Consider the following 20399-nt stretch of genomic DNA (forward strand, 5'->3'; position numbering starts at 1 on the left):
TAAACTGATAAGAAAATAATGGTCTATGAATGAAGTGCACGTTCCATCACAAAGTTTGTTAACTGTAATTTTCTAAATGTTTTTAGCAACATGTTAGTTCCTTTATAAAACAATATGAATATTCTAAGTATCTGCTACTCATTTCATTTTAAATTAAATAACTCTATTCTCTCTACACAAAAAATGTTTTGTACTAAAAAGAGCCCTATATTAGGACTCTTTTTAGTATTACGCCACTTTCCGATGTAAATGTTTTAGTTCCTTTTTCTTTTCTACATTTGGTGGACGGATTAATATTGAAATAATGAAGGAAATAACACTTAAAACACCGATTATAATGAAAGTTGGTTGAAATCCCCCGAGTATCGCTCCAATAAATGATCCTGCAAGCGCACCAAATCCGAAACCTTGGTAGACAATCCCGTAATTTGTACTATGGTTTTTTAATCCAAAGAAATCTCCGACAATAGCTGGGAATATAGTTATATTACCGCCGAAGCAAAAGGCGACACTTGCTACACAAGCAAAATAGATTCCGTAATTTAGCGGAATAAAACTTAAAGTAAAGACTGACAATCCTATAATAATAAACGTTGCAGAGACAATTTTCATTCGCCCGATTTTATCTGATAACGTCCCAAGAATGATTCTACCTACTGTATTAAAGATTGCAATCATAGCAACGGCGTTTGCAGCGGTTGCTGCGCTAAGTCCAACAAGTTGTACGCCGATATCTTTTACCATACTGATTAAATACAAACCACCCATACACGAGGTGAATAACATAAAAAATAGCAGATATACTTGTTTCGTTCGCATCATTTCACGCGGAGTATAGTCATTGTGTAATGTTTCAGTTACAGCATTACTTACAATTGCCTCACGTAAGAAGAACGATCCGATTAACACTAAAAGTAACACGATAATACCCCAATATAAGAATGCTTGTGATACACCAAGGTTATCGATAAGATTTCCGTTTATATATCTAAAGATTAAGCTGCCCATTCCATACGCTGATACAGATATACCTGAAATAAGCCCTTTCCGATTTGGAAACCATTTAATTAAATTAGATAGTGATGTAATATAAGCTGTTCCATCCGCATAACCAACAACGACACCAGCTAATAAATATAATAGTGGTAAGGAAGAAACTTGTGAACTAAGTATTAAGCCGAGTCCTAAAACAATTCCTGCAGTAGCAATAAGTTTCCGAAGTCCTAATTTTTTCTGTAACTTTGCTGCAAATAAAGTTGAGAATGATAAAGAAAAACTTGTTATGGAGAAAGTTATCGCTACTGCATTAAGATTCCATCCAAACTTACTTACAAGGGGTTGATTAAATAAACTCCATGTATAAATTGTTCCAAGGCCAATTTGAACAATGATTGTACCTAGAACAATTAGTAACGGATTTATAGAAGTTTGTTTCATACTAACTGTCCCCTTCTTTTATCTTGACATGAATTTTCACAGTTAGTATATCCATCATAAATTGCAAGATACTGTACGGAAAATGGTAATTAAGTTCATATACACAAAAAGACACTTCATAAAGAAGTGCCTTTTGCAGGTTATATCAGATATTTCTAAAGAAAGCTTTGTTAAGATAAGACATTTTCAAATGCTTATGTATATATGTTATCAAATAATTTCTTAAATGTTATGAGACTTAAGACGTATTTTTCATTCATCATATAGTCGGATGAAAAATTAATATTCAATTTCATCAAAATCTTTCGGCTGCGGTACAGTTTGCATATTAGCTGCATCTTTAGGATCGCTATAAATTGCATTTTGCTCTATATTTACATCTTTTATATTTTGCTTTTTATTTTTGTTCACTTTATCTTTCACTTCCAATCACTCCTTTTCGTTATAGGAGTAATTATGCCCTATTACCGTTACTAAATGTATCTGCGACTAAATTACTAAATTCACGTAAATAATATAAGTAATTATCACCACCGTAGTTATATCTTTTATTATACATTTTTGCAACAACTACATTATATTCAGGTATTACTAAAATGGTCGATCCAGTAATCCCTAATATTTGATACGACCCTTTTGGAACACGTTCACCAAGTTCGCTTAATTGCGCAGGCTCATTTTGGATGAACCAAAACAATCCATTTTGTGGTAGCTCTTTGTTTATATATGTTGGACTCTGCAAACTCGTAGCGATTTTTATAACTTCTTTTGGAACAATTTGTTTACCATCTATCCCACCTTGATTTAAATGAAGATTGCCCCACTGCGCAAATTCTCTAGCTGAGACAAACAAATTTTTTTCAGTACCGTCATCTACCGTACCAATTTCACTAATTGCGTCTTCATTTGGATTATTAACAACGTCAACTAAATTTTCATCTCGCTGAACTCTCCAACCTGTTTCTTGAAAATTAGCAGGCTTAAACACACGCTCCTTTAACAATTCAGGAAAACTTTTGTTATATAGCTGATAAATAAGACGTGTCATCATTCTTACATTAATATCTCTATACGCCCATGATTGCCCCGGTGCAAATTCACGAAAAATTGTCCTGTCATTCGTTTCTTCTAATCCATGCGAATGTGTTACTAAATGTCTTATCGTCGTTTTACTAAGCAATGCAGGATCAAAGTCTTTAAAATATTTTATCGCTTCATCATCAATAGAGTTTATTTTCCCCTCATAAAGCGCATACGCTATCATTAATCCTAAATAACTTTTTCTAGCAGAAGCAACGTTAAATTGTGAAGATGCTGTTACTCTCTTGGTTGTAGATGTATTTGAGTGATAACCACTATAATGCTCTAGTACGATTTTATTATCTTTTATAATACAAAGTGCTGTAGCAGAACTATGATTTTTTTCTTTTATATCCTCTACCCAAGAAATCAACTTATCATATGTATACAAATAAATCCCCCTTAATACACATCAAAATTACAGCATGAAAGAAAAGTGCAAAATAGTTTTTACACCTTTCTTTCATATAAAATAACCTGAATTTTCTATACTTAAATAATCCACCAGTTCCAGCAATTAAAGCAACTGAAACATCCTGCGCATCCTATGCATCCGCCGCAACGACCTGCACAACCACCACATCTACCGCCACATCCACCGCAACGTCCACCACAACCGCCACATCCACCGCAACGTCCACCACAACCGCCACATCCGCCGCAACGACGTGCATCGTCTTGAATGTAATAGTATGGATATTGACTTTGTTGTTGATCCCAATACACAACATTGCCAGTTTGATAATCATTAAGGTTTAATGATTGTAGTTCTTGTTGAAACTGATTCATTATGAAACCCTCCATTTATAAATGTAAATTCCGTCCAAATATTAAAGTTAATAAATTCTTTTAAACAAAGTAGAAACAAGACTATAGACTAAATGCGTACATCAACAAAATATGAACTTACACTAGGTGATGTACCTTGTTTTTCAGCCTATTTTCTTTATATTCATTCGATGGACGTATTTACTATAAATAAAGTGATTTAAAAATTACTAATCCAACAATTTAGTAGTTCATCACTTAACTTTCTTTCTAGTAATTCCTTCACTAAAGGCATTGGCATGATTTCATAATGATTTAAGGCTTCTTTATTATAATCTATCCAGTGAAATGCTAAATGAGACTCGCTAGATTTCGGTGTTAAGTCCGTATGTAAATCTTGTGACTCTACTTCAAAAATGTGGTTAATTTCATGATGAAGCACTTCTTTATCTTGCCATTGATTTTCTATGACGCCTAAAAATTGTTGTATACTACAGTTTACTCCAAGTTCTTCTCTTAACTCTCTTTTTAATGCATTCTCTGCTGATTCTCCAATTTCAACATGGCCACCAGGTAAAAAATAATGATGGCCGATATATTCAGCAACTAATAATTTTTCATCTTTTATCATGACTGCTCGTACAATATGATGAAATTTACTTTTCAATTGATATTCCTCCTAGTTATTTAATGTATAGTTTCTCAAAATAGTCATTTAGTATTGGTATAATATAAATCATAGGTGTTTCATACGGATGAATATCATTAATAACTTCAAGAGCATCTTTTACAAGTTCTCGTTTACACTTTATTTCAACTTTACATTCTTGTCCTTCGCATATTTGACCAATTTCTCCATTAAAAGGAGATGCCTCTTCTAAAGGTCTCCAATATCCTTTCACTGAACTATAGGAAAGACAATGGTCATATTCGCCCGTTTTACATGCTCCAATTTTATTTAATTCATCCCTTAATGTTTCAATATATTCTTCAGGAATGAACACTTCAATTTTCACTTCAGTAAATTGCATATTTCATTTCACACCTTTACTTCTTAATAGTTAAACAAATAAACGGTATACTTGCTCACCATCATACTCCTGTCCTAATGATATGAAACCATATCGTTCATATAATTTCTTTGCAGAGAGATTATCTTTATGTACGGTTAATCTTATTTCTTTACACGATTTAAAAGTATTTTTTATTATATCAATACTTTCTTGTAATGCTGCTTTTCCATAACCATTACCTTGTTGCGATTGATCAATAATAAATCCGTTAATCCAATACATATCCGATGTCTCTATTACAACAGCATGCATAACAAAACCAACCATAAGGTCACCATCGTATATAGCGAATGGTATGTACTCTACATTGTCACCATCTGGTTTTATATATACTTTAGCAAGTGAAACTGCTACAGCGGGGACAAATTTTCTTTGATCTTCTTTAACTTGTAACATATTCACCAGAAACCCATTGATTTCCACCAACATTATACCAACCATCTTTATATCCAAACGATTGATATTTTTCACCTTGGTACACGTTTTTCACAATGCCGTAATTTGTTCCTGGGCCGGTACGAACACGCAATACATCAGCGATTATAGTAACTACACCTACACCATCGTTTGATGATTGTGAAGTTGCTGGTACATTTCCTCCCGTATAACGAATATATGATGGATCGTTATAAACCCACTGATCGCCACCTAGATTTAACCAACCATTTGTTTGTCCAAATACTTTGTAGGACTCACCTTTCCCTAATTGACGAATAACGCCATATCCAGTACCAGGTCCTTTTCGTAAATTTACATTACTACCGTTAATATAAGCAACCCCTACATTATCATTCGACGTGGGAGGAGTCACTACGTTTTGAGCACCTTTTCCAAAAGTATCCGTTCCATACCCTTTGTAGTTATATTGCAAATGCGGGCTATCCACAAATCCTTTCCAGTCACCGCCCCATTCGAAACCAATTTGTTTAGCATAACGAATTGCTGAAGCCCACGGTTCTTTATTATAGCCATTCCAATCTTCTGTACCATTCGACTGAATTGGAACAAAATCTAATGCCTGTCCTACTAAGTGATATGAGCGCATCGTTTGTGATGCTCCTTTACGAACATATTCACGTTGTTGCTCGACTGTACGGATTGTTTCATAAATTAATACTTCAATTCCATTGTCGATACAGTACTGATACCACTTAAAAGCTGCAGCTTTCGTATTATCCGCTAATTTATTCAGATTACTTACATTTCTATTGTGGTATTTCAATATGCAACATCTCCTTTTCTATTATCCTATGCAAAACTCGTCTCACGGGTTGTACATATACCTAGAACGATACGAAGTACAAATACATAGGAAGCCAATTCAGCTAAAAAGGTTTTCACTTCTAGCTTCAAACTTTGTAAGTTGAAATCGAAGCAATAAAAAAACCACAACCTAAGTCTTCAAGTTGCGGTTTTTGGTATTTTCTTTTTATATGCTACATGCCTTCTTGCATTGATAATCCTAATATGCAGGTTTTGTAAATTTTTCCTTTATGAATAACACTTCTTATCCATGACTTTTCAAATCCAATAATATTGAATGTAAACGATCCGGATAATTAGTAAACATCCCATCGACTCCCCATGAAAGTAACTTTTTCATATCTTTTTCATTATCTACTGTAAATGGATGAACTTCTAATCCGCTTTTCTTTATTTTCTTTACGTAATCTGAATCAATATATTTGTAATTCATACCAAGACCTATGCAGTACGTTTTATACTTTTCTATCTCTAATTCTGTTAATTGAACTGCTTTTTATAAGGTAATAATTGTACTAAGGATATATTACTATTTAAGCCATGAATCTTTTGTAGACTTTCTTCACTAAACGATTGAATAATAACTTTATCCTGTATTTCATAATGATTAATAATTTCTAATAATTTTTCTTCCATTCCTGGATATTCATTAGGTGATTTTGTTTCGATATAATAGTTCGCATTATGCCCAAACGTTTTAATAATTTCTGTTAATGTTGGGACTTTAACATTTTCAAATTCTTTCTTTGCTAAGTTCGGATATTTTTCATTAAAAAAAGAACCTGCATTTAGTTGCTTTACTTCTTCTAATGTATGCTCTTTCACTAGCCCTGTACCATTTGTTGTACGGTTTAAGGTTTCGTCATGCATAGCCACTAAATGTCCATCTTTTGTCATTTGGAGATCAATTTCTATATAATCTCCATTCATTTGTTGGCCTAATCGATATGCTGCTATTGTATGTTCAGGCGCGAACGCAGAAGCACCTCTATGTGCGATATTTTTTATATGATTTGATTGATTCATAGCTTTAGTATACTTATGTTCATTAATTTTCTGAAAAACAAAGATACTTATTATTATAAAGGCACAAATTATTGTAACGAGATATATCTTTTTCATAACGATTTATAAGCTCCTATATAAAGACAATTTAACTTGAATGATTTACTCAATTAAATGTCGATTTTCCAATACAGTCATTTTGCCGATAGCTTGAAATCCCGATTTTTTATAAATATTGATTCCATCGGTTGAAGCTTGTAATACACAATACGTATTTTTAAATTTATGTGCTTCTTGCAGCAGGAAATTGAACATAGCAGATCCGAACCCTCGTCCTCTCATTCCTTCTTTCGTTGCTATGTCATAAATACCAATACTATCTTTTGAACATATCAATGAACCAACAGTTACGACTTCACCTTCATATAACCCTAAAAATAATTTCAGATTCTCACTGTTACATATATCAAGATTAGAAATTTGATTATAGAATGCTTGTACATGTATACCTTCTTCTGATGTACCGAATAGATCAGCTAACGTTTCTCCAAATTTATTTATTTGTCCAGGTGAAGATGCTTGTTGAATAGTAAAACTTACTGGCATGTGTATTGTTGGGGAAATTGTTTTTAAGTCTGCTACCATCGCAATATTCTGTTCCACTTCTTTTAAACCGATTTTAATTAACTCACTTTTTATATCCCGCTCTTGCTCCTCATCCCATAACCAAACACTCATTGGAAAATTTCTTTGATAATAGTATTCTACCTCTTTATATAATTTCTCGATCCCTTCCGTTAAATTATTGTTTAGTAGAGTGATGATATTAAATGTATCGGCAGGTAATCCACAATCAACAGCAATATAATCTTTCGTTTTTTTTATACTCATTCCGGGCACAAATTGTGCAACATATGAAGTTTTAAATGCAAAGTTTTCTAGTAGTAGTTGTTTATAATTCATCAATAGTTCTCCTTTTCATAAAAAGTAACACTCGAATTTTTCTATATTAAATATAACATATTAGAAATTTACCATTTTCTATAAAAAGTACCTCTTTAAATTGTGCTCTATAGTTTAAAATAATTAAAAATGATATAACGTTGTCGGAATGAAAAAGTGGTATATAATAAATATTAACATTACTAGTAATTATTTTAGGTATTCCTAGAATAAAGGAGCGATACATATGAAAATTACTATTTATTTCGGAAGTCATGAAGATCAAGATGTTCGTACTATGGACTGTCATTTAGATGTAGAAGATACAGAAGAGATTGTTTCTGTATCATAATATAAATAGTTAGGGTAAACCCTATCCCTTACAGCGTTTAAGGCACCTTTTATAAGGTGTCTTTTTTGTTATATTTTCATCAAAAACCCTTTACTTTATAGCGTTTTAATAGTAAAATATAAATATACGAACAAATGTTCTTTTTTATTTTAAACGTACATGAAGGGATGATTTTAACAATGGCTCCATTAAAGCGCAGAGGAAGAAAAAAGCAAGCACCTATTATTTCAAATACAGGCTTTATCGGCTCTGTCTTTATTGATACATTGGAGTTACAAAAGAAATCCTATTATTTCGCTCGTAAAAAACTTCAAATTGTTCATCACGTATTAGATGGTCTCTCTGGAGCAACAAGCGCTTTGTTTAAAGAACATAACATTTCAGCATACATGTCATGTGTATATTTACATAAACAAAAGAAAATTGGCTTTGTTCTTTCAACGAAACCATTTGAACAAAGTGATGGCGTTGCTTATTTTGTAAATTATTTAATCGAAAAGAATTTTTACGGCGGCCATGACGAAGATGTAGAATATCAAGAAGTATTTAATACAGGTTTTATCGGTGTAGTATTCGCTGATTTATCTAGTATAGATCGCTTTAATTTCGAGTTTGAAATGGGTATGCTAACGAAATTAATGAAAGATATGATTATTCCGGTTAAAGAACTCTTTTTACGCCATAATGTACCGGCTTACATCTCCACTTCTCACTTAGAAGAACAAAACAAATTAGGTTTCGTTCTCTCTGTAAAGCCATATGACGAACGCGCTGAAGCAGATTTATATTTTGAAGCATATTTAAAAGAACGAGGATTATTTATTGGTGATGAAGAAGATGAAATTGATAAGATCGTTATTAGAAAAACCGCTGAATTACGATAGAAAAGCGCAGGATGCTGATCCTGCGCTTTTTAAGTTACGTTAAACACTATAATCTTTTGAATGAATTTCTAAATTAAACTTATTTGCTAAAATTTTATTCAAAGTAAAAAATACAATCCCCCCTGCAATGGGAAGCGTGTAGGCTGGAATGAAATTTAATAATAGTCCTGATATTGCAAGTGCTATTGGTTGCATTATTTTACCTAAGCTTAATCCAATACTAAGAACTCTTCCTCTATATTCTTCAGGAATCTCATTTTGCATGAAATACATTAAAGGAATATCAATTTGTGCTATCATAAATCCTAAAAAGAACATAATCATGCAATACGTAGTAACATATACCAAATTATTTACTACAATAGATTTAAATAAAACAGGTATCCCTGAAACTATCATAAAATTGCCAACATAAAACTTATTTTTTCAATAGATAAGAATAAGAATAACAATCAGTTATCTTTTTCACTAATATTGCACCAACTATCATACCTATCGGAAAAGTCCCTTGAATCATACCAAATTGCTTAGAATTAAGATTGAGAACTGTGTTAATAATGTATGGCAACGGAACGGTTACAGCAAAGCCTAAAAAGAAATTAAGGAAATTAAAATACTAAAAGTATTTTTAAGCTTTTCCGCTCCAATAAGTAAGAGTATCCCTCCTTTATATCTTCAATAAAATTAATTTCTCTAATTGAACATTCCTCATTTATGTTTTGCTCGCACAATTTAAAGTTTATAAACAATATGGATATAGCCGAAAGGATAAATGAAATACCGTTAATAATTATAAAAGTTTTCATATCAAAGACTGCAAAAACAATGCCCCTAACATAGGCCCTAAAATTAAAGATATAGAATCGATAATTTTACTTATAGAATTAATACTCATTAACCGTTCTTTAGTAACCATATTCGGTTTTACGGCCTCTAATCCTATTCCAAAAAACGTTGTAAATACGGTCATAAGAAAGGTAGTAGTATAAATAATGAATAAGTTTAATCCATAATAGTTGCTCAATATATAAACAGTTATTAATAAGCACCCGCTTAATACATCCATGCAAACGACGAGTTTCTTTTTATCAACCTTATCAGCAATGACACCGGCAAATGGATTCATAACAATCATTGGAATCGTCCCTAAAATAAGCGTAATCGCGAAATTTAAAGCAGATCCGGTTATTTGTAATACATACAATCCTAATGCGAAACTATAAATAGAGCTACCGAATATTGATACTGTTTTTGCAATTGAATATAAACAAATATTCCTTAGTTCTTGGTTTCTTTTTTTATTTTCTATATGTAACCGTAAACTTGTCATAACTTTTCCCCCTGCCTAATTTTGTGTTACGTACATTGTAAGTTCTTGGGTCAACCCAATCGCAATATGTACGATTTGAATAATTTTAAGGGGAAATAAATAAAAGATGGGGTTAACCCCATCTTTTTCCGAAAAATGAATATGTATAAATTTCTTCACCTTGAACAAAGAAATCCTCGTACTTTCCGCCTCGTTTCAAATAATTTGAAGTACTTTCATCAATGGATTGAAACTGTAGATTTTGGAGTTCTTTCTTTATTTTTGAAAGTGTAAAATTTGCTCGAAAGTTAATTGTAATTTGGCTATTTGAGCTGAAATTTTTAAATAAAATAAATAAGCTTAATAAATAACAATTAGATTTAAAAAGTGGATTTAATTCGTGAAGTAAAAAATTCTCATGCTCAAAACTATAATTACTCGTACCAGAATGATCAATTACAATATCAACAGACCGATTCTGAATAGGGATGTTCAAAAAATCAGCACAGATAAAGAGAATGTTTCTTTTTGGATTTCTTCTCGCTAATACATCTTTTAAAAATAAAAGTTTATTTAAATCTCGATCTACTGCGATGTATAGGCAATCTTCGGGTAGTTCTTCATAAATGCTCCTCAAAAAGAACCCAAGTCCTGATCCTATATCTAGTATTAATTTGTTATTTAAATCTAAATGTATTAGTTTCTTTTTCGCCCATTCCCCTTCTCTATGCATATTTTCCAAATATGCATTATCAGTTTCATGAATATAATCCGAAATAATATTTTCAAGTGACGTTTGCTCATTTGCTTTAAATAATTTACCAGCAGATATAATTCCTGAAGTAATCATGTATTCTTCTCCACAATTACAAATTAACTTTCCTTCAATAATTTGATTGTTATTAATAATTCCATCTTGAAGAATTAATTTTTGCTGCACTTAGAACATGTCAGTAAATGTAGTACACTTAAATCTATCCCTATAATTGTATTGGAAGTTTCATTTGTTAATAATAAATCATGTAACACTCCCTTTAATTTATCCTGTTTCTTCTCCAAAAGTTCTATTTCCTGTTCCATTTTGTCATATTTTAGTTTAAATAAAGATTGGTAAAAGATATCTTTTTCGTAATTCATAGATTTTGCTAAATTTTTATAAAAAATAGTTCTTTGATTTCATTCAAGCTAAATCCTAGATCTTTGTAATGTATTATAAGTTCTAAATCTGATTGACAATACTCATCAAAAAATAGTGTGCCCCTTTTTTCAGGAATAATGAGACTGAGATCTATATAATGTCTAATTGTATCAATACTTAAGTTATTTACTTCTCCAAACTTACCGATTTTCATAATATCCCTACCATTTAAATATTTTTTATATAGATTTCTATTTTTACCTTTAAAAATCCTTTCTCTTTTTATCAACAGTATTTACGGAATAAACAAATGGTATTATTTATATTGTTGTGCCTAATAATATAACATGCAACTTTTGGTTTTATGTATGTTAAATTGTCAGTATCAAAATTATTAAACCTAAATAGATTTATTACTCTCTACTTAATGAAATGTACCTATAAACGGACATTATAGCATCGCTTTATTGAATTGTTGGAGTAGGATTACTGTAGAAGGTTACATAGGGGGAGCGTCAGGAAAATGCCGATTTACAATGATAAGGGAATTCCAAATTAAAAAGCGCAATTTCTCTGCAAATCAAAACAGAGAAATTGCGCTTTTTAATTATTTCATTTTTTTATTGAATTCATTAACTGGAAGAAGTATTCAGGTTTATGAGTCTTATTTAGGTTATACCATGAATGTAATGCATCTGGTGTAAATACATCTATTTTTTTCAGTACCTCCCTTGCAAATTCCAGAGGAGCTATTCCTGATGCAGTAACTAAATTCGCATCAGATACCGCAGATCCCAACTCATAAAACTTTTCTCCTTTATAGTTAGGACATACCATTTTAGTATATTCTAAGTTATTACTTGTATGCTTTCTAGTATCCAAGTATCCCATATTCGCTAGGGCATCAGTTGCACCACAAATTGCAGCAACAATAGTGCCAATCTTTAGGGCTTGGCCAATTCTTTCCAAGATAGGTTGATGAATTTCTTCGCTCCAAGTAGTCCCTCCTGGTAAAATTAAAAGATCTTTACTCTCAAGAGTACATTCATCAAGGGAAATATCTGGTTTTATGCTCAGTCCTCCCATAGTAGTAATCATTTCTTTATTAGCTCCTACTGTAATTACTTTTAAAGGTGCTAAATCTTTTTTGAAATATCTTCCTGAGTTTAGTTCAGCAATTAAATATCCATATTCCCAGTCCGACATTGTATTAAATACATATAGAAAAACTTTTTGTTTGCATCCAATAACACTCCAATCACAATTTATATAGCTATTATAATATAACTTCCTGACAGTTAACGTCAGGAAGTTATCATACTGATGAAATTTTATTAATTCCGACAGAACTTCAATAAGTCTTTTCTTAAGACTTATTGGCTCAATAACTTTAATAGATTTATTGTACGGTAAAAGTAAATAAGGTACATAGGTATGTATCATATCTTTTCAAGAAGAAAAACAGCTTGATTTGAAGTCCGTTCTTGTAAATAATGTCCTAAAAACCAATGTTGGCAAATATCAGCTAATACATTTTTATCCCCATTAATAACCAAAGAAATAATATCTTTCTTATCTTCTATAGTTGGAAGAAGACTTTTTATAAAAAAGTCCCGTGCCGAAAAATTTTCTGGCCGGTTAAACTTATTTTCCGTTAACATTAAACTTTCAATTCGATCTACTCTAAAACTACGGATATCATTCCTAAGATGACAAAATCCAATCACATACCATTTATTATTCCAATAGATAATTCTGTATGGATCGACCAATCTATAATTTAATTTCTTTTCACCATTTTTATGGTAAAGAATTTTTACTGAGTACCCGTCAGCTACGGCCTGCTCCAACTCCTTCAAAAAAGTTTCTATAGAGAGCGGACTTAATCGACTTATTACTTCAAGACTAGTTAAATGTTGATTTATCTTTGTTTCCTGCTCTTGATTTGAGTATTTACTTAGTTTTGAAATGGCCCTATTTAATGCTTCACCTCCATAATACCCGGCTTCTTCTGCAAAAACAGCAGCATGAAATAGTGAAGTTTGCTCCTCAAAATCAAAAAAAAGAGGGGCTTCAATAAAATTGTTCAATAAAGTGTATCCGCCGTTATGTCCTGGTTCTGAAATTATAGGTACTCCACTAGTTGAAATTGTATCAATATAACGATACACAGTCCTTATATTCATCTCTAACTTTTCTGAAATTTGTTTCGCAGTAATTTTTTCACCTGAACGAAGCATCCAAAGAATTGCTAACATATTGTCAATTTTAGGCATATAATTTCACCTCTATATGAAACTTATTTTCTATTATAAATTTCCGATTTTCGGTATAACTCATCAATTGTTCCTTAAACTTTTTCTTGAAAAATAATATCCATTCTGATTTCGTTCAGTTGCTGAAATTGCCTTGAAGAATTCTGGTTAATTGAACTGACACGTATAATAGCATAAATGGTACTGCAAGCATAACTAGTTTCCTTACTTTTATATTAACCTTTCCCTTGAAACTAAAGATATATCTTTTATATACTATTGGTTAAATTTGGATGTATGAATATTATTTTATATTGAAAAAATAAATACGTCAAAATTATTTTACGGAAATTATAAAAATCATATTATATATAGATTAGTAAACTACTGAAACAATGCCCCCTAAAAGCGAAAAACGTGTTTCTATCTGTGAATTTATAAGAAAGGATGACGTTTTTATTTCTATTTGTATGTGTGATAAATTACACCTATTTCCTTGAGAATTTTAAAAATTCTCATCCCCAATACCATACGAGTTGTTGCTACGGGTCTTGGTTTTGTACAAAAAATCGACAGAAACCAAGAAAATGATTTTATATCTTTTTATGTTTAGAGGAATTAAAAAATCACTACACCTCCTTCATATACGTGTAATATACAGGGATTTATAACTTGATATAGAACATAAAAAGGAGATGTTTATATTATAAATAAAATGATATACATAAGTGGAGGGTTAGAAAATGAAAATTGCAATAGTCTGCTTCGATAACTTTACTGATATAGATGTTTTTCTACCATGGGATTTATTAAATCGTGTACGTTTAGTCGGTGGTCTTTCTGATTGGGATGTACAGCTTTTAGGAACGGAAGAAACTCATATATCTATGTCTGGCTTGCGTATTCCCATGACAGGAAGCATATCTGATATCCCTTTTGCCGACGCTGTAATATTTGCAAGTGGTAAAGGTGTAAAGGATTTATATAAAAATCAACAATATATTAATAGCATTCATGTAGATCCTCAAAGACAATTAATAGGATCTATGTGTTCTGGTTCACTACTATTAGGGGCTAAAAAATTACTAACTGGTAAAAAAGCTACTACATATCCTTCAGCAGTAGAACAACTTAAAGAATTTGGTGTAGACGTTATTGAGAAAAGTTTCGTAAACGAAGGAAATATCTCGACTGCTGCAGGTTGTTTTGCTGCTCAAGAACCATCAGCTTGGATTATAAGGACCCTACTTAATGAAGAAATGGTTGATATTGTACTAGAAACTGTTCAGCCAGTAGGAAAAGGTTTATATTTTTAATCTCAAATCAAGTCAAGAAATTGTGGTTGCTCCCCAAAAATGATAAAATAAGATTTTTGTTTCGAGTTAACACAAATTTCGTTCTAGAGCGCTATAAAACTTCAACTTGATGGTGGCGTGGTATGCACCATTTATAAATAAAAAAACCCGCGTATCATTCACGGGTTTTCTTCTTAATAACTAATTGCTATTGTACCTTCACCTGCATGAACTGCAAATGAAATTGGTAATGGATATAATTTGAAATCCATTTCAGGGAATGCTTGTCTAATATCTGCAATCCATTCTTCAGCTCCATCTTTATCGTTAGCATGGAACATGTGAAGTACTTTTGGTAATTCTTTTTCAAGTTCATTTTTAATATATTCTCGACATTTTTGGATTTTACGAACTTTCTTTTCAAGTAAAAGCTCTCCACCTTTTACTTCTAATATTAAGTTGACACTTAATAAACTTCCAAGTAAAAATTGAATGCCCTTTACACGACCACTTGCATAAAGGCCTTTTAAACTTTTCGGGAATACGTGGAAAGGTCTTCTTTTTTCATCTACTAATGTTTTGTGTATATCTTGTAAAGTCATACCATCATTGTATAACGATTTCGCTTTTCTAATTAGTTCATCCATTGGATAACTTGTTGTTTCACTGTCTAATACCGTTAATGGAAAACCTGCCATTTCTGCAGCTAGCTTCATATTTTGATAGGTTCCACTTACTTTTCCGCTAATAGCAACTGCAAATCCTTCTTCATATTCTTCTTTGCATTTCGAAAATAAATCTACCATTTCCCCTATGTTAGGCTGTGATGTAGTGACAGTTTTACCTTCATTCAAAGCATTATAAACGCGCTCACGCACACCTTCTTCACAATCTTTGTACGACACACCATCAATAATAACTTCAATTGGGATAACAAAGTTATCTCCTTCTGTTTTAAAACTCGCAGTTGTACTATCAGTAATCCAAGCAACACGCTTCATGTTGTTCCTCCCTTAATTCAATTCCTCTTTTCTGACTTTTCTATATATTTATGTTACGAAAAGAGAATATCCCTGTAATAGTAACAGGACTTTATTGTTTTGGCTATAGTAGATGCATATTAATTGTGACTATTTCTTGTCTATTTCACAAATAAAAAAGAAAATCAAGGAATTTGCTCGATTTTCTTCTTATCATATACTATTTAAAAGTTTCATTATCTAAAATTACTACATAATCATTCGTTAATCGTCCAGCTTCTTTTGTATAACTAACAAGCCTTTGTATATTATCACAGCAAATTTTTGCTCCCCATACGAGTAACGGTACGCCAATAAAATCAATATGGAACCTTCTAGAAAACAGCCCACCGAAAGTCATCGGTAAAGGCACTGTTGGTGATGTATTAGAAAATATAATCTTTTCATGGCTTTGATAATGTTTTTGCAAGATTTCTCCTAAATGCTTCATCGCAGGTACAACAACTTTTGATGCGCCGCATCCAATCGTATATACAGGATGACCATGTTCATCGATTCCATGAAAAATAATTTTTCCCATATCTTCTGTTTTCAATTTATTAAAGTAATCTACATTCAAAATTTCTTCTTTCGTTAACTTACGATCCGTTGGTAGTTTATTTAAATGATACGCTGCAGCTAGTGAGGTAGTATGTGTTCCACCAAAATCTGTGTAAATGTATATCATATTATCATCCCTTGTTGTAAAAGTTCAATGTTAATTAGTATTACCGTTCTTAGCAATGTTAAACAAGGGATGTTATTTGTCCCATATGAATAATGGACTGGATTGTTACAAAGCACAACAAAGCCGGAATGAGCCAAATACGGTTTATTTTCACTTTTCGTTCTTTACTTTGCATCAAAACAATAATAAGAACAACAAGTAAAATATCCATTTAGAATCCTCCTATAAACTTGCTTATCTTTAAAAATTATATTCTCCTCTTTTCACTCCATACTTGAAATACGATAGCTACTTTCAAGTGTAAGATGAAAATGTGATTTCTCATCAGCCTTAAGCATTATTTATAAAAATAAAAAGACGTACTTTTACTCGTCCGCCTTTAATAACTCGTTTAAACTCCTATTTATCAACTAATTCCACACCTTTAGAATTAGTTTTACCCAATACTCGAATGTTAAATTTATTAATGGCTTTTAAAAGATATTATAAATACAATATCCAAAAATAGAACCTAGAACATTACAAATCACATCATCAATATCAGTAATACGTCCCACTCCACTAAATAAAGACTCAATTAATTGTAGCAATTCAATACTAGCTGATATAGAAAATCCTAATAAAATTGTATTTTTGAATTTCTTATATTTATCCCATAGGATAGGTGCTAAAAATCCTAAAGGCATTAATAATAAAATATTCCCGCCTACATTTCTTACAATTAGCCCAATCATAAATAGGGCATCTCCATCATAAGCACTACCAATTTGATTGATGTCTTTAATAATTGATGCAAATGGTATTATATTGACCGAGCGATTCAGATTTTCAACATTAGAAGGAAAACCGATTGGTAAAGGGAATAAAGTTACTGCAACAACCATACAAATGTAAACCACGAATAAAAAACTTACTATTTCTTTCCACCAAATCACATGTTTTTTATTTTTGGTACCAATTAATATTCCACGTACAATTAAATAACAAATAACCCTAAAATAATAAACAAACTACCGTTGATCATATACAAATTGTTAACACATCCTTTCATATGAATTAATAATTTAAATTTACAATTATATAGTAATATTTTTAATTTAAAAATCCATATAAACATATGTAATTGTGCAGAATTACAAAAACCCTTATTTAATAAATAAAGGGTTCCTCGTTAACTAAAATATTTTTCAGAACAGAAACAATCATAAACCCGTTTAAATTATTTTCGTATCTCTTCTTTTATATCCATATAATTAAAAAGCTCTTTCTATTTCTGTCATTAATTTTTCAGGTCCTGCCTCTTTATTCGATGGAATAACTAAAGTGATTCCTAATTCTGGATATATGGCCGAGCGAAAACTGACGCCTGGATCATATCCCATTACATGATATTTGAATACCTTGTTTTCTCGTGTTTCAATCCATATTCCATATCCGTAAGACTGTTTATCATTTACATAAATGTGGGGAGTTAAAAGTAACTTTGTATATTCCTTTCCTAAAATTTCATTATTAAATAGTGCCGCCCAAAATTTCAACATGTCTGGTGCAGTAACATATGCACCTCCATCAGCCCCTCCTTTTATTGGTATAGAGTAAGCGTTTGTTCTCCAATTTTGGTTGGTTTCGTCCTTTATATATCCTAGAGCTGTATGTCTTGGTAATTTATCTAATGAAAAATAGCCAGAATCATTCATGCCAATCGAATTAAAAATGTTTGTTTCTATATACTCCGTAAATTTAAGTCCCGTCTGTTCTTCTATTATTAATCCAAGTATGATAAAACCTGCGTTGTTGTAGTGAAACTTACTCCCAGGTGCAAACATCATATTATTGTTTTGAAATAATGGTAAAAAGTCTTTTAAGCTCTTTAATAGATACATAGGTGTTTGTTTCCAAAGATCCTCGAAGTTATCTATAATACTTTCATCAAAATAATCTGGTATACCAGAGCTATGCGTTAGTAGTTGATGTATTGTAATATCTTCATCGAAGTTTGGAAGTTTTATCTCTAGACAATCCTTTAATTTTGTATGAAAAGAAATAACACCTTTTTCAACAAGTTGACAGATGCCAATTGCAGTGAAGATTTTACATCCTGAGGCAATGCCAAATCTTGTTTGTATCGTATTGTTTATACATTCACTTTTGTTTGCGTAACCCAATGCTGTTTCATAGACTAAATCTTTTTCTTTTTTTACTAAAACTACTCCAGAGAAATCTATTTTCTTTTGTATTTCTTTTACAATTTTATCAATTTCATCTTTTGTTTTTATCACGACAACCACCCTTATCTTTCGGTATTGTTCTTTCCTCTTATTAATTTTTCCATATAAAGAGGAAGGAACCCTCTTATTAAATACGATAAATTATTAATGAAAACACAAAGTCCATTTCAAATTTATCCCGCTATTTATGAGCAGTAAGACCCCCACTGATTAAATTTTCACTTTATTGACTCAGTAGAATACAACTTAGATTGTGATGGGAATAAAGTAAACACACACAAGACGATAGTAATAAATAACATTATTAATGACCCTACAATAACTACAAGTTGTATAGAAATGAACTGAGTCGCAACACCAGATAGTATTGTAATAAAGATTGTTACTAACGCAATAACAAGTCCATATATACTCCCGATCCGTCCCATTATATGAACGGGAACATTATTTTGGTAAAATGTATAAAATCCTGTATTTGCATATGCCATAGAGAAAGATAAAATAAAGAATCCAATAGCAGCTATTAAAAATACATTTGAAAAAGCATAAATTAAATAACCAATTGCGATGAATAATGATCCTATTCCAATTAGAAATGAAGGTGCTAATTTTTTTGACAAAATTGTATTTGTTATGGCACCTAAAATAAATCCTGCACCAGCTATACTAACTAGAAAACCATATTCACTATCTGTTAGTAGTAATACATCTTTCGCAAACGATAGTTCAAGTGAATCAGTAGCAGTTGCTAATACGAACATACTTTGAAATAAGAAATACACACATACGACATACACATGTTTTCTACTAAAATTTATAACAGTGTTCCAATCTTTTTTTAATACTGTAAGTGATAATGTATTACTAGTTGTATCCAAATCTTCTTTCTTATCAAGATTCGGTAAAAGTAATGTAATGAATCCTGATAAGAGAAATGCTATAGCATTCATATATATAGCAAACTCTGGTGTACCTGCAATTAATAAAACCCCCGCTATCGCTGGACCAATTAAAAATGCACCAGATCCTATTAAACTGCGTAATGAGTTGAAACGTTGTCTTTGCTCTACTGGAATTAATTTCGTCATATATGTCATAGCAGTTGGCTCATAAATTGCACTGGCCATACTTATAAAGAATACGAATACATAAACAATCCAAAGTGACGGAAGTAAAGGTAAAATAGCGATAAATAACGCACGATATATATCGAGGTGAATCATTAATTTCCGTTTATTTAAACGATCAATCATACTCCCAGACCAAGCGTTTGTAAATAAAGTGGCTAATGGTTTTATTACATATAAAGTAGCAACAGCTAAGGCTGAGCCACCCATATTATAGACAAGTACATTCAGTGCTATTAAGTAAATCCATGCCCCTAAATTCGCAATACCAACTCCGGACAATAGTAATAAAGGATATTTCCAATCTTTAAGTAAATTTTTCATTTTTGGCCCCCGCTTTCAAAATTGTTTTACAACAATAAAAAAATCCCACCCCCAAGACTTTTAATCTTAGGGACGAGATTTATCATCGCGGTGCCACCCTAGTTTGTTAATATGTCACCATACTAACCTTATTAGGTACTGCATTCTAATTCATGCTTATACCATAGCTCTATAACGGGAGCTCCCGTCACACCATCCCCTAATAATAGGTT

General features: G+C 31.6%; 17 protein-coding genes, 5 pseudogenes and 1 other annotated feature (1 of these 23 running past the window's edge). Of the genes and pseudogenes, 2 read left to right on the forward strand and 20 right to left on the reverse strand.

From position 1 onward, the window contains the following. Positions 1-228: 228 nt before the first annotated feature. The 10 genes and pseudogenes from IQ781_RS02630 to IQ781_RS02675 form a co-directional block, all read right to left on the reverse strand. Positions 229-1437 (reverse strand): L-lactate MFS transporter, encoded by a 1209-nt coding sequence (locus tag IQ781_RS02630; protein ID WP_070180167.1) that lies wholly within the window; start codon positions 1435-1437, stop codon positions 229-231. Positions 1438-1716: 279 nt separating this feature from the next. Beyond that, positions 1717-1860 carry a hypothetical protein gene (locus IQ781_RS02635; protein ID WP_016122603.1) on the reverse strand — a complete coding sequence of 48 codons (144 nt, stop codon included), beginning with the start codon at positions 1858-1860 and terminating at the stop codon, positions 1717-1719. Positions 1861-1891: 31 nt separating this feature from the next. After that, positions 1892-2908 carry a serine hydrolase domain-containing protein gene (locus IQ781_RS02640; protein WP_000288895.1) on the reverse strand — a complete coding sequence of 339 codons (1017 nt, stop codon included), beginning with the start codon at positions 2906-2908 and terminating at the stop codon, positions 1892-1894. Between the two features lie 101 nt (positions 2909-3009). Further along, positions 3010-3306, reverse strand: a complete 297-nt coding sequence (locus IQ781_RS02645) for a heterocycloanthracin/sonorensin family bacteriocin (protein ID WP_139365819.1) — start codon at positions 3304-3306, stop codon at positions 3010-3012. A gap of 199 nt (positions 3307-3505) precedes the next feature. Continuing rightward, positions 3506-3952: an NUDIX domain-containing protein gene (locus IQ781_RS02650; protein ID WP_000836832.1), complete on the reverse strand. Its 447-nt coding sequence runs from the start codon at positions 3950-3952 to the stop codon at positions 3506-3508. Positions 3953-3968: 16 nt separating this feature from the next. Beyond that, positions 3969-4316 (reverse strand): divalent cation tolerance protein CutA, encoded by a 348-nt coding sequence (gene cutA, locus IQ781_RS02655; protein WP_001160791.1) that lies wholly within the window; start codon positions 4314-4316, stop codon positions 3969-3971. Between the two features lie 30 nt (positions 4317-4346). Continuing rightward, positions 4347-4754, reverse strand: a complete 408-nt coding sequence (locus tag IQ781_RS02660; RefSeq protein ID WP_242808216.1) for a GNAT family N-acetyltransferase — start codon at positions 4752-4754, stop codon at positions 4347-4349. Further along, entirely contained in the window at positions 4741-5580 is an 840-nt protein-coding gene (locus IQ781_RS02665) for an SH3 domain-containing protein (protein WP_242808217.1), read from the reverse strand. Before IQ781_RS02665 ends, IQ781_RS02660 begins: the two co-directional genes overlap by 14 nt. 285 nt (positions 5581-5865) lie before the next feature. Beyond that, a pseudogene (locus tag IQ781_RS02670) lies at positions 5866-6743 on the reverse strand (glycerophosphodiester phosphodiesterase). 45 nt (positions 6744-6788) lie between these two features. Then, entirely contained in the window at positions 6789-7589 is an 801-nt protein-coding gene (locus IQ781_RS02675) for a GNAT family N-acetyltransferase (RefSeq protein ID WP_065212669.1), read from the reverse strand. Between the two features lie 510 nt (positions 7590-8099). Between IQ781_RS02675 and IQ781_RS02680 the strand changes: the two genes are divergently transcribed. Further along, positions 8100-8804 (forward strand): hypothetical protein, encoded by a 705-nt coding sequence (locus IQ781_RS02680; protein WP_000035356.1) that lies wholly within the window; start codon positions 8100-8102, stop codon positions 8802-8804. 39 nt (positions 8805-8843) lie between these two features. On the opposite strand, the pseudogene IQ781_RS02685 reads toward IQ781_RS02680, so the two are convergent. The 4 genes and pseudogenes from IQ781_RS02685 to IQ781_RS02700 form a co-directional block, all read right to left on the reverse strand. Then, positions 8844-10134 (reverse strand): annotated as a pseudogene (locus IQ781_RS02685) (MFS transporter). 112 nt (positions 10135-10246) lie between these two features. Continuing rightward, positions 10247-11506 (reverse strand): annotated as a pseudogene (locus IQ781_RS02690) (MerR family transcriptional regulator). 357 nt (positions 11507-11863) lie between these two features. Beyond that, a complete protein-coding gene (locus tag IQ781_RS02695; protein ID WP_049108160.1) occupies positions 11864-12457 on the reverse strand; it encodes a type 1 glutamine amidotransferase family protein in 594 nt (197 codons plus the stop codon). 114 nt (positions 12458-12571) lie between these two features. Then, positions 12572-13527, reverse strand: a pseudogene (locus tag IQ781_RS02700) (helix-turn-helix transcriptional regulator); the annotation flags it as partial. Between the two features lie 722 nt (positions 13528-14249). Here IQ781_RS02700 and IQ781_RS02705 point away from each other — a divergent pair. Continuing rightward, positions 14250-14822 (forward strand): DJ-1/PfpI family protein, encoded by a 573-nt coding sequence (locus IQ781_RS02705; protein ID WP_139846776.1) that lies wholly within the window; start codon positions 14250-14252, stop codon positions 14820-14822. 173 nt (positions 14823-14995) lie between these two features. On the opposite strand, the gene IQ781_RS02710 is transcribed toward IQ781_RS02705, so the two are convergent. The 6 genes and pseudogenes from IQ781_RS02710 to IQ781_RS02735 all read right to left on the reverse strand — a co-directional run bounded on the left by IQ781_RS02710 (position 14996) and on the right by IQ781_RS02735 (position 20187). Continuing rightward, positions 14996-15802, reverse strand: coding sequence for a DegV family protein (locus IQ781_RS02710; RefSeq protein WP_000831929.1), 807 nt, complete (start codon positions 15800-15802; stop codon positions 14996-14998). 199 nt (positions 15803-16001) lie between these two features. Then, entirely contained in the window at positions 16002-16508 is a 507-nt protein-coding gene (locus IQ781_RS02715; protein WP_000639421.1) for a DUF3189 family protein, read from the reverse strand. A gap of 58 nt (positions 16509-16566) precedes the next feature. Continuing rightward, positions 16567-16719: a hypothetical protein gene (locus tag IQ781_RS02720; protein ID WP_000353713.1), complete on the reverse strand. Its 153-nt coding sequence runs from the start codon at positions 16717-16719 to the stop codon at positions 16567-16569. A gap of 188 nt (positions 16720-16907) precedes the next feature. Beyond that, positions 16908-17538 (reverse strand): annotated as a pseudogene (locus tag IQ781_RS02725) (VanZ family protein). 223 nt (positions 17539-17761) lie between these two features. Further along, positions 17762-18787, reverse strand: a complete 1026-nt coding sequence (locus IQ781_RS02730) for a serine hydrolase domain-containing protein (protein ID WP_000598049.1) — start codon at positions 18785-18787, stop codon at positions 17762-17764. A 167-nt stretch (positions 18788-18954) separates the two neighbouring features. Next, the gene (locus tag IQ781_RS02735) at positions 18955-20187 is read right to left on the reverse strand and encodes an MFS transporter (protein ID WP_000793342.1); all 1233 of its coding nucleotides are present in this window, start codon (positions 20185-20187) and stop codon (positions 18955-18957) included. A gap of 65 nt (positions 20188-20252) precedes the next feature. After that, positions 20253-20399: a binding site (T-box leader), on the reverse strand; it runs 112 nt beyond the window's last position.

It is taken from the genome of Bacillus sp. N447-1 (genome assembly GCF_022701035.1).
In the GTDB taxonomy this organism is placed as follows: Bacteria; Bacillota; Bacilli; order Bacillales; family Bacillaceae_G; genus Bacillus_A; species Bacillus_A cereus.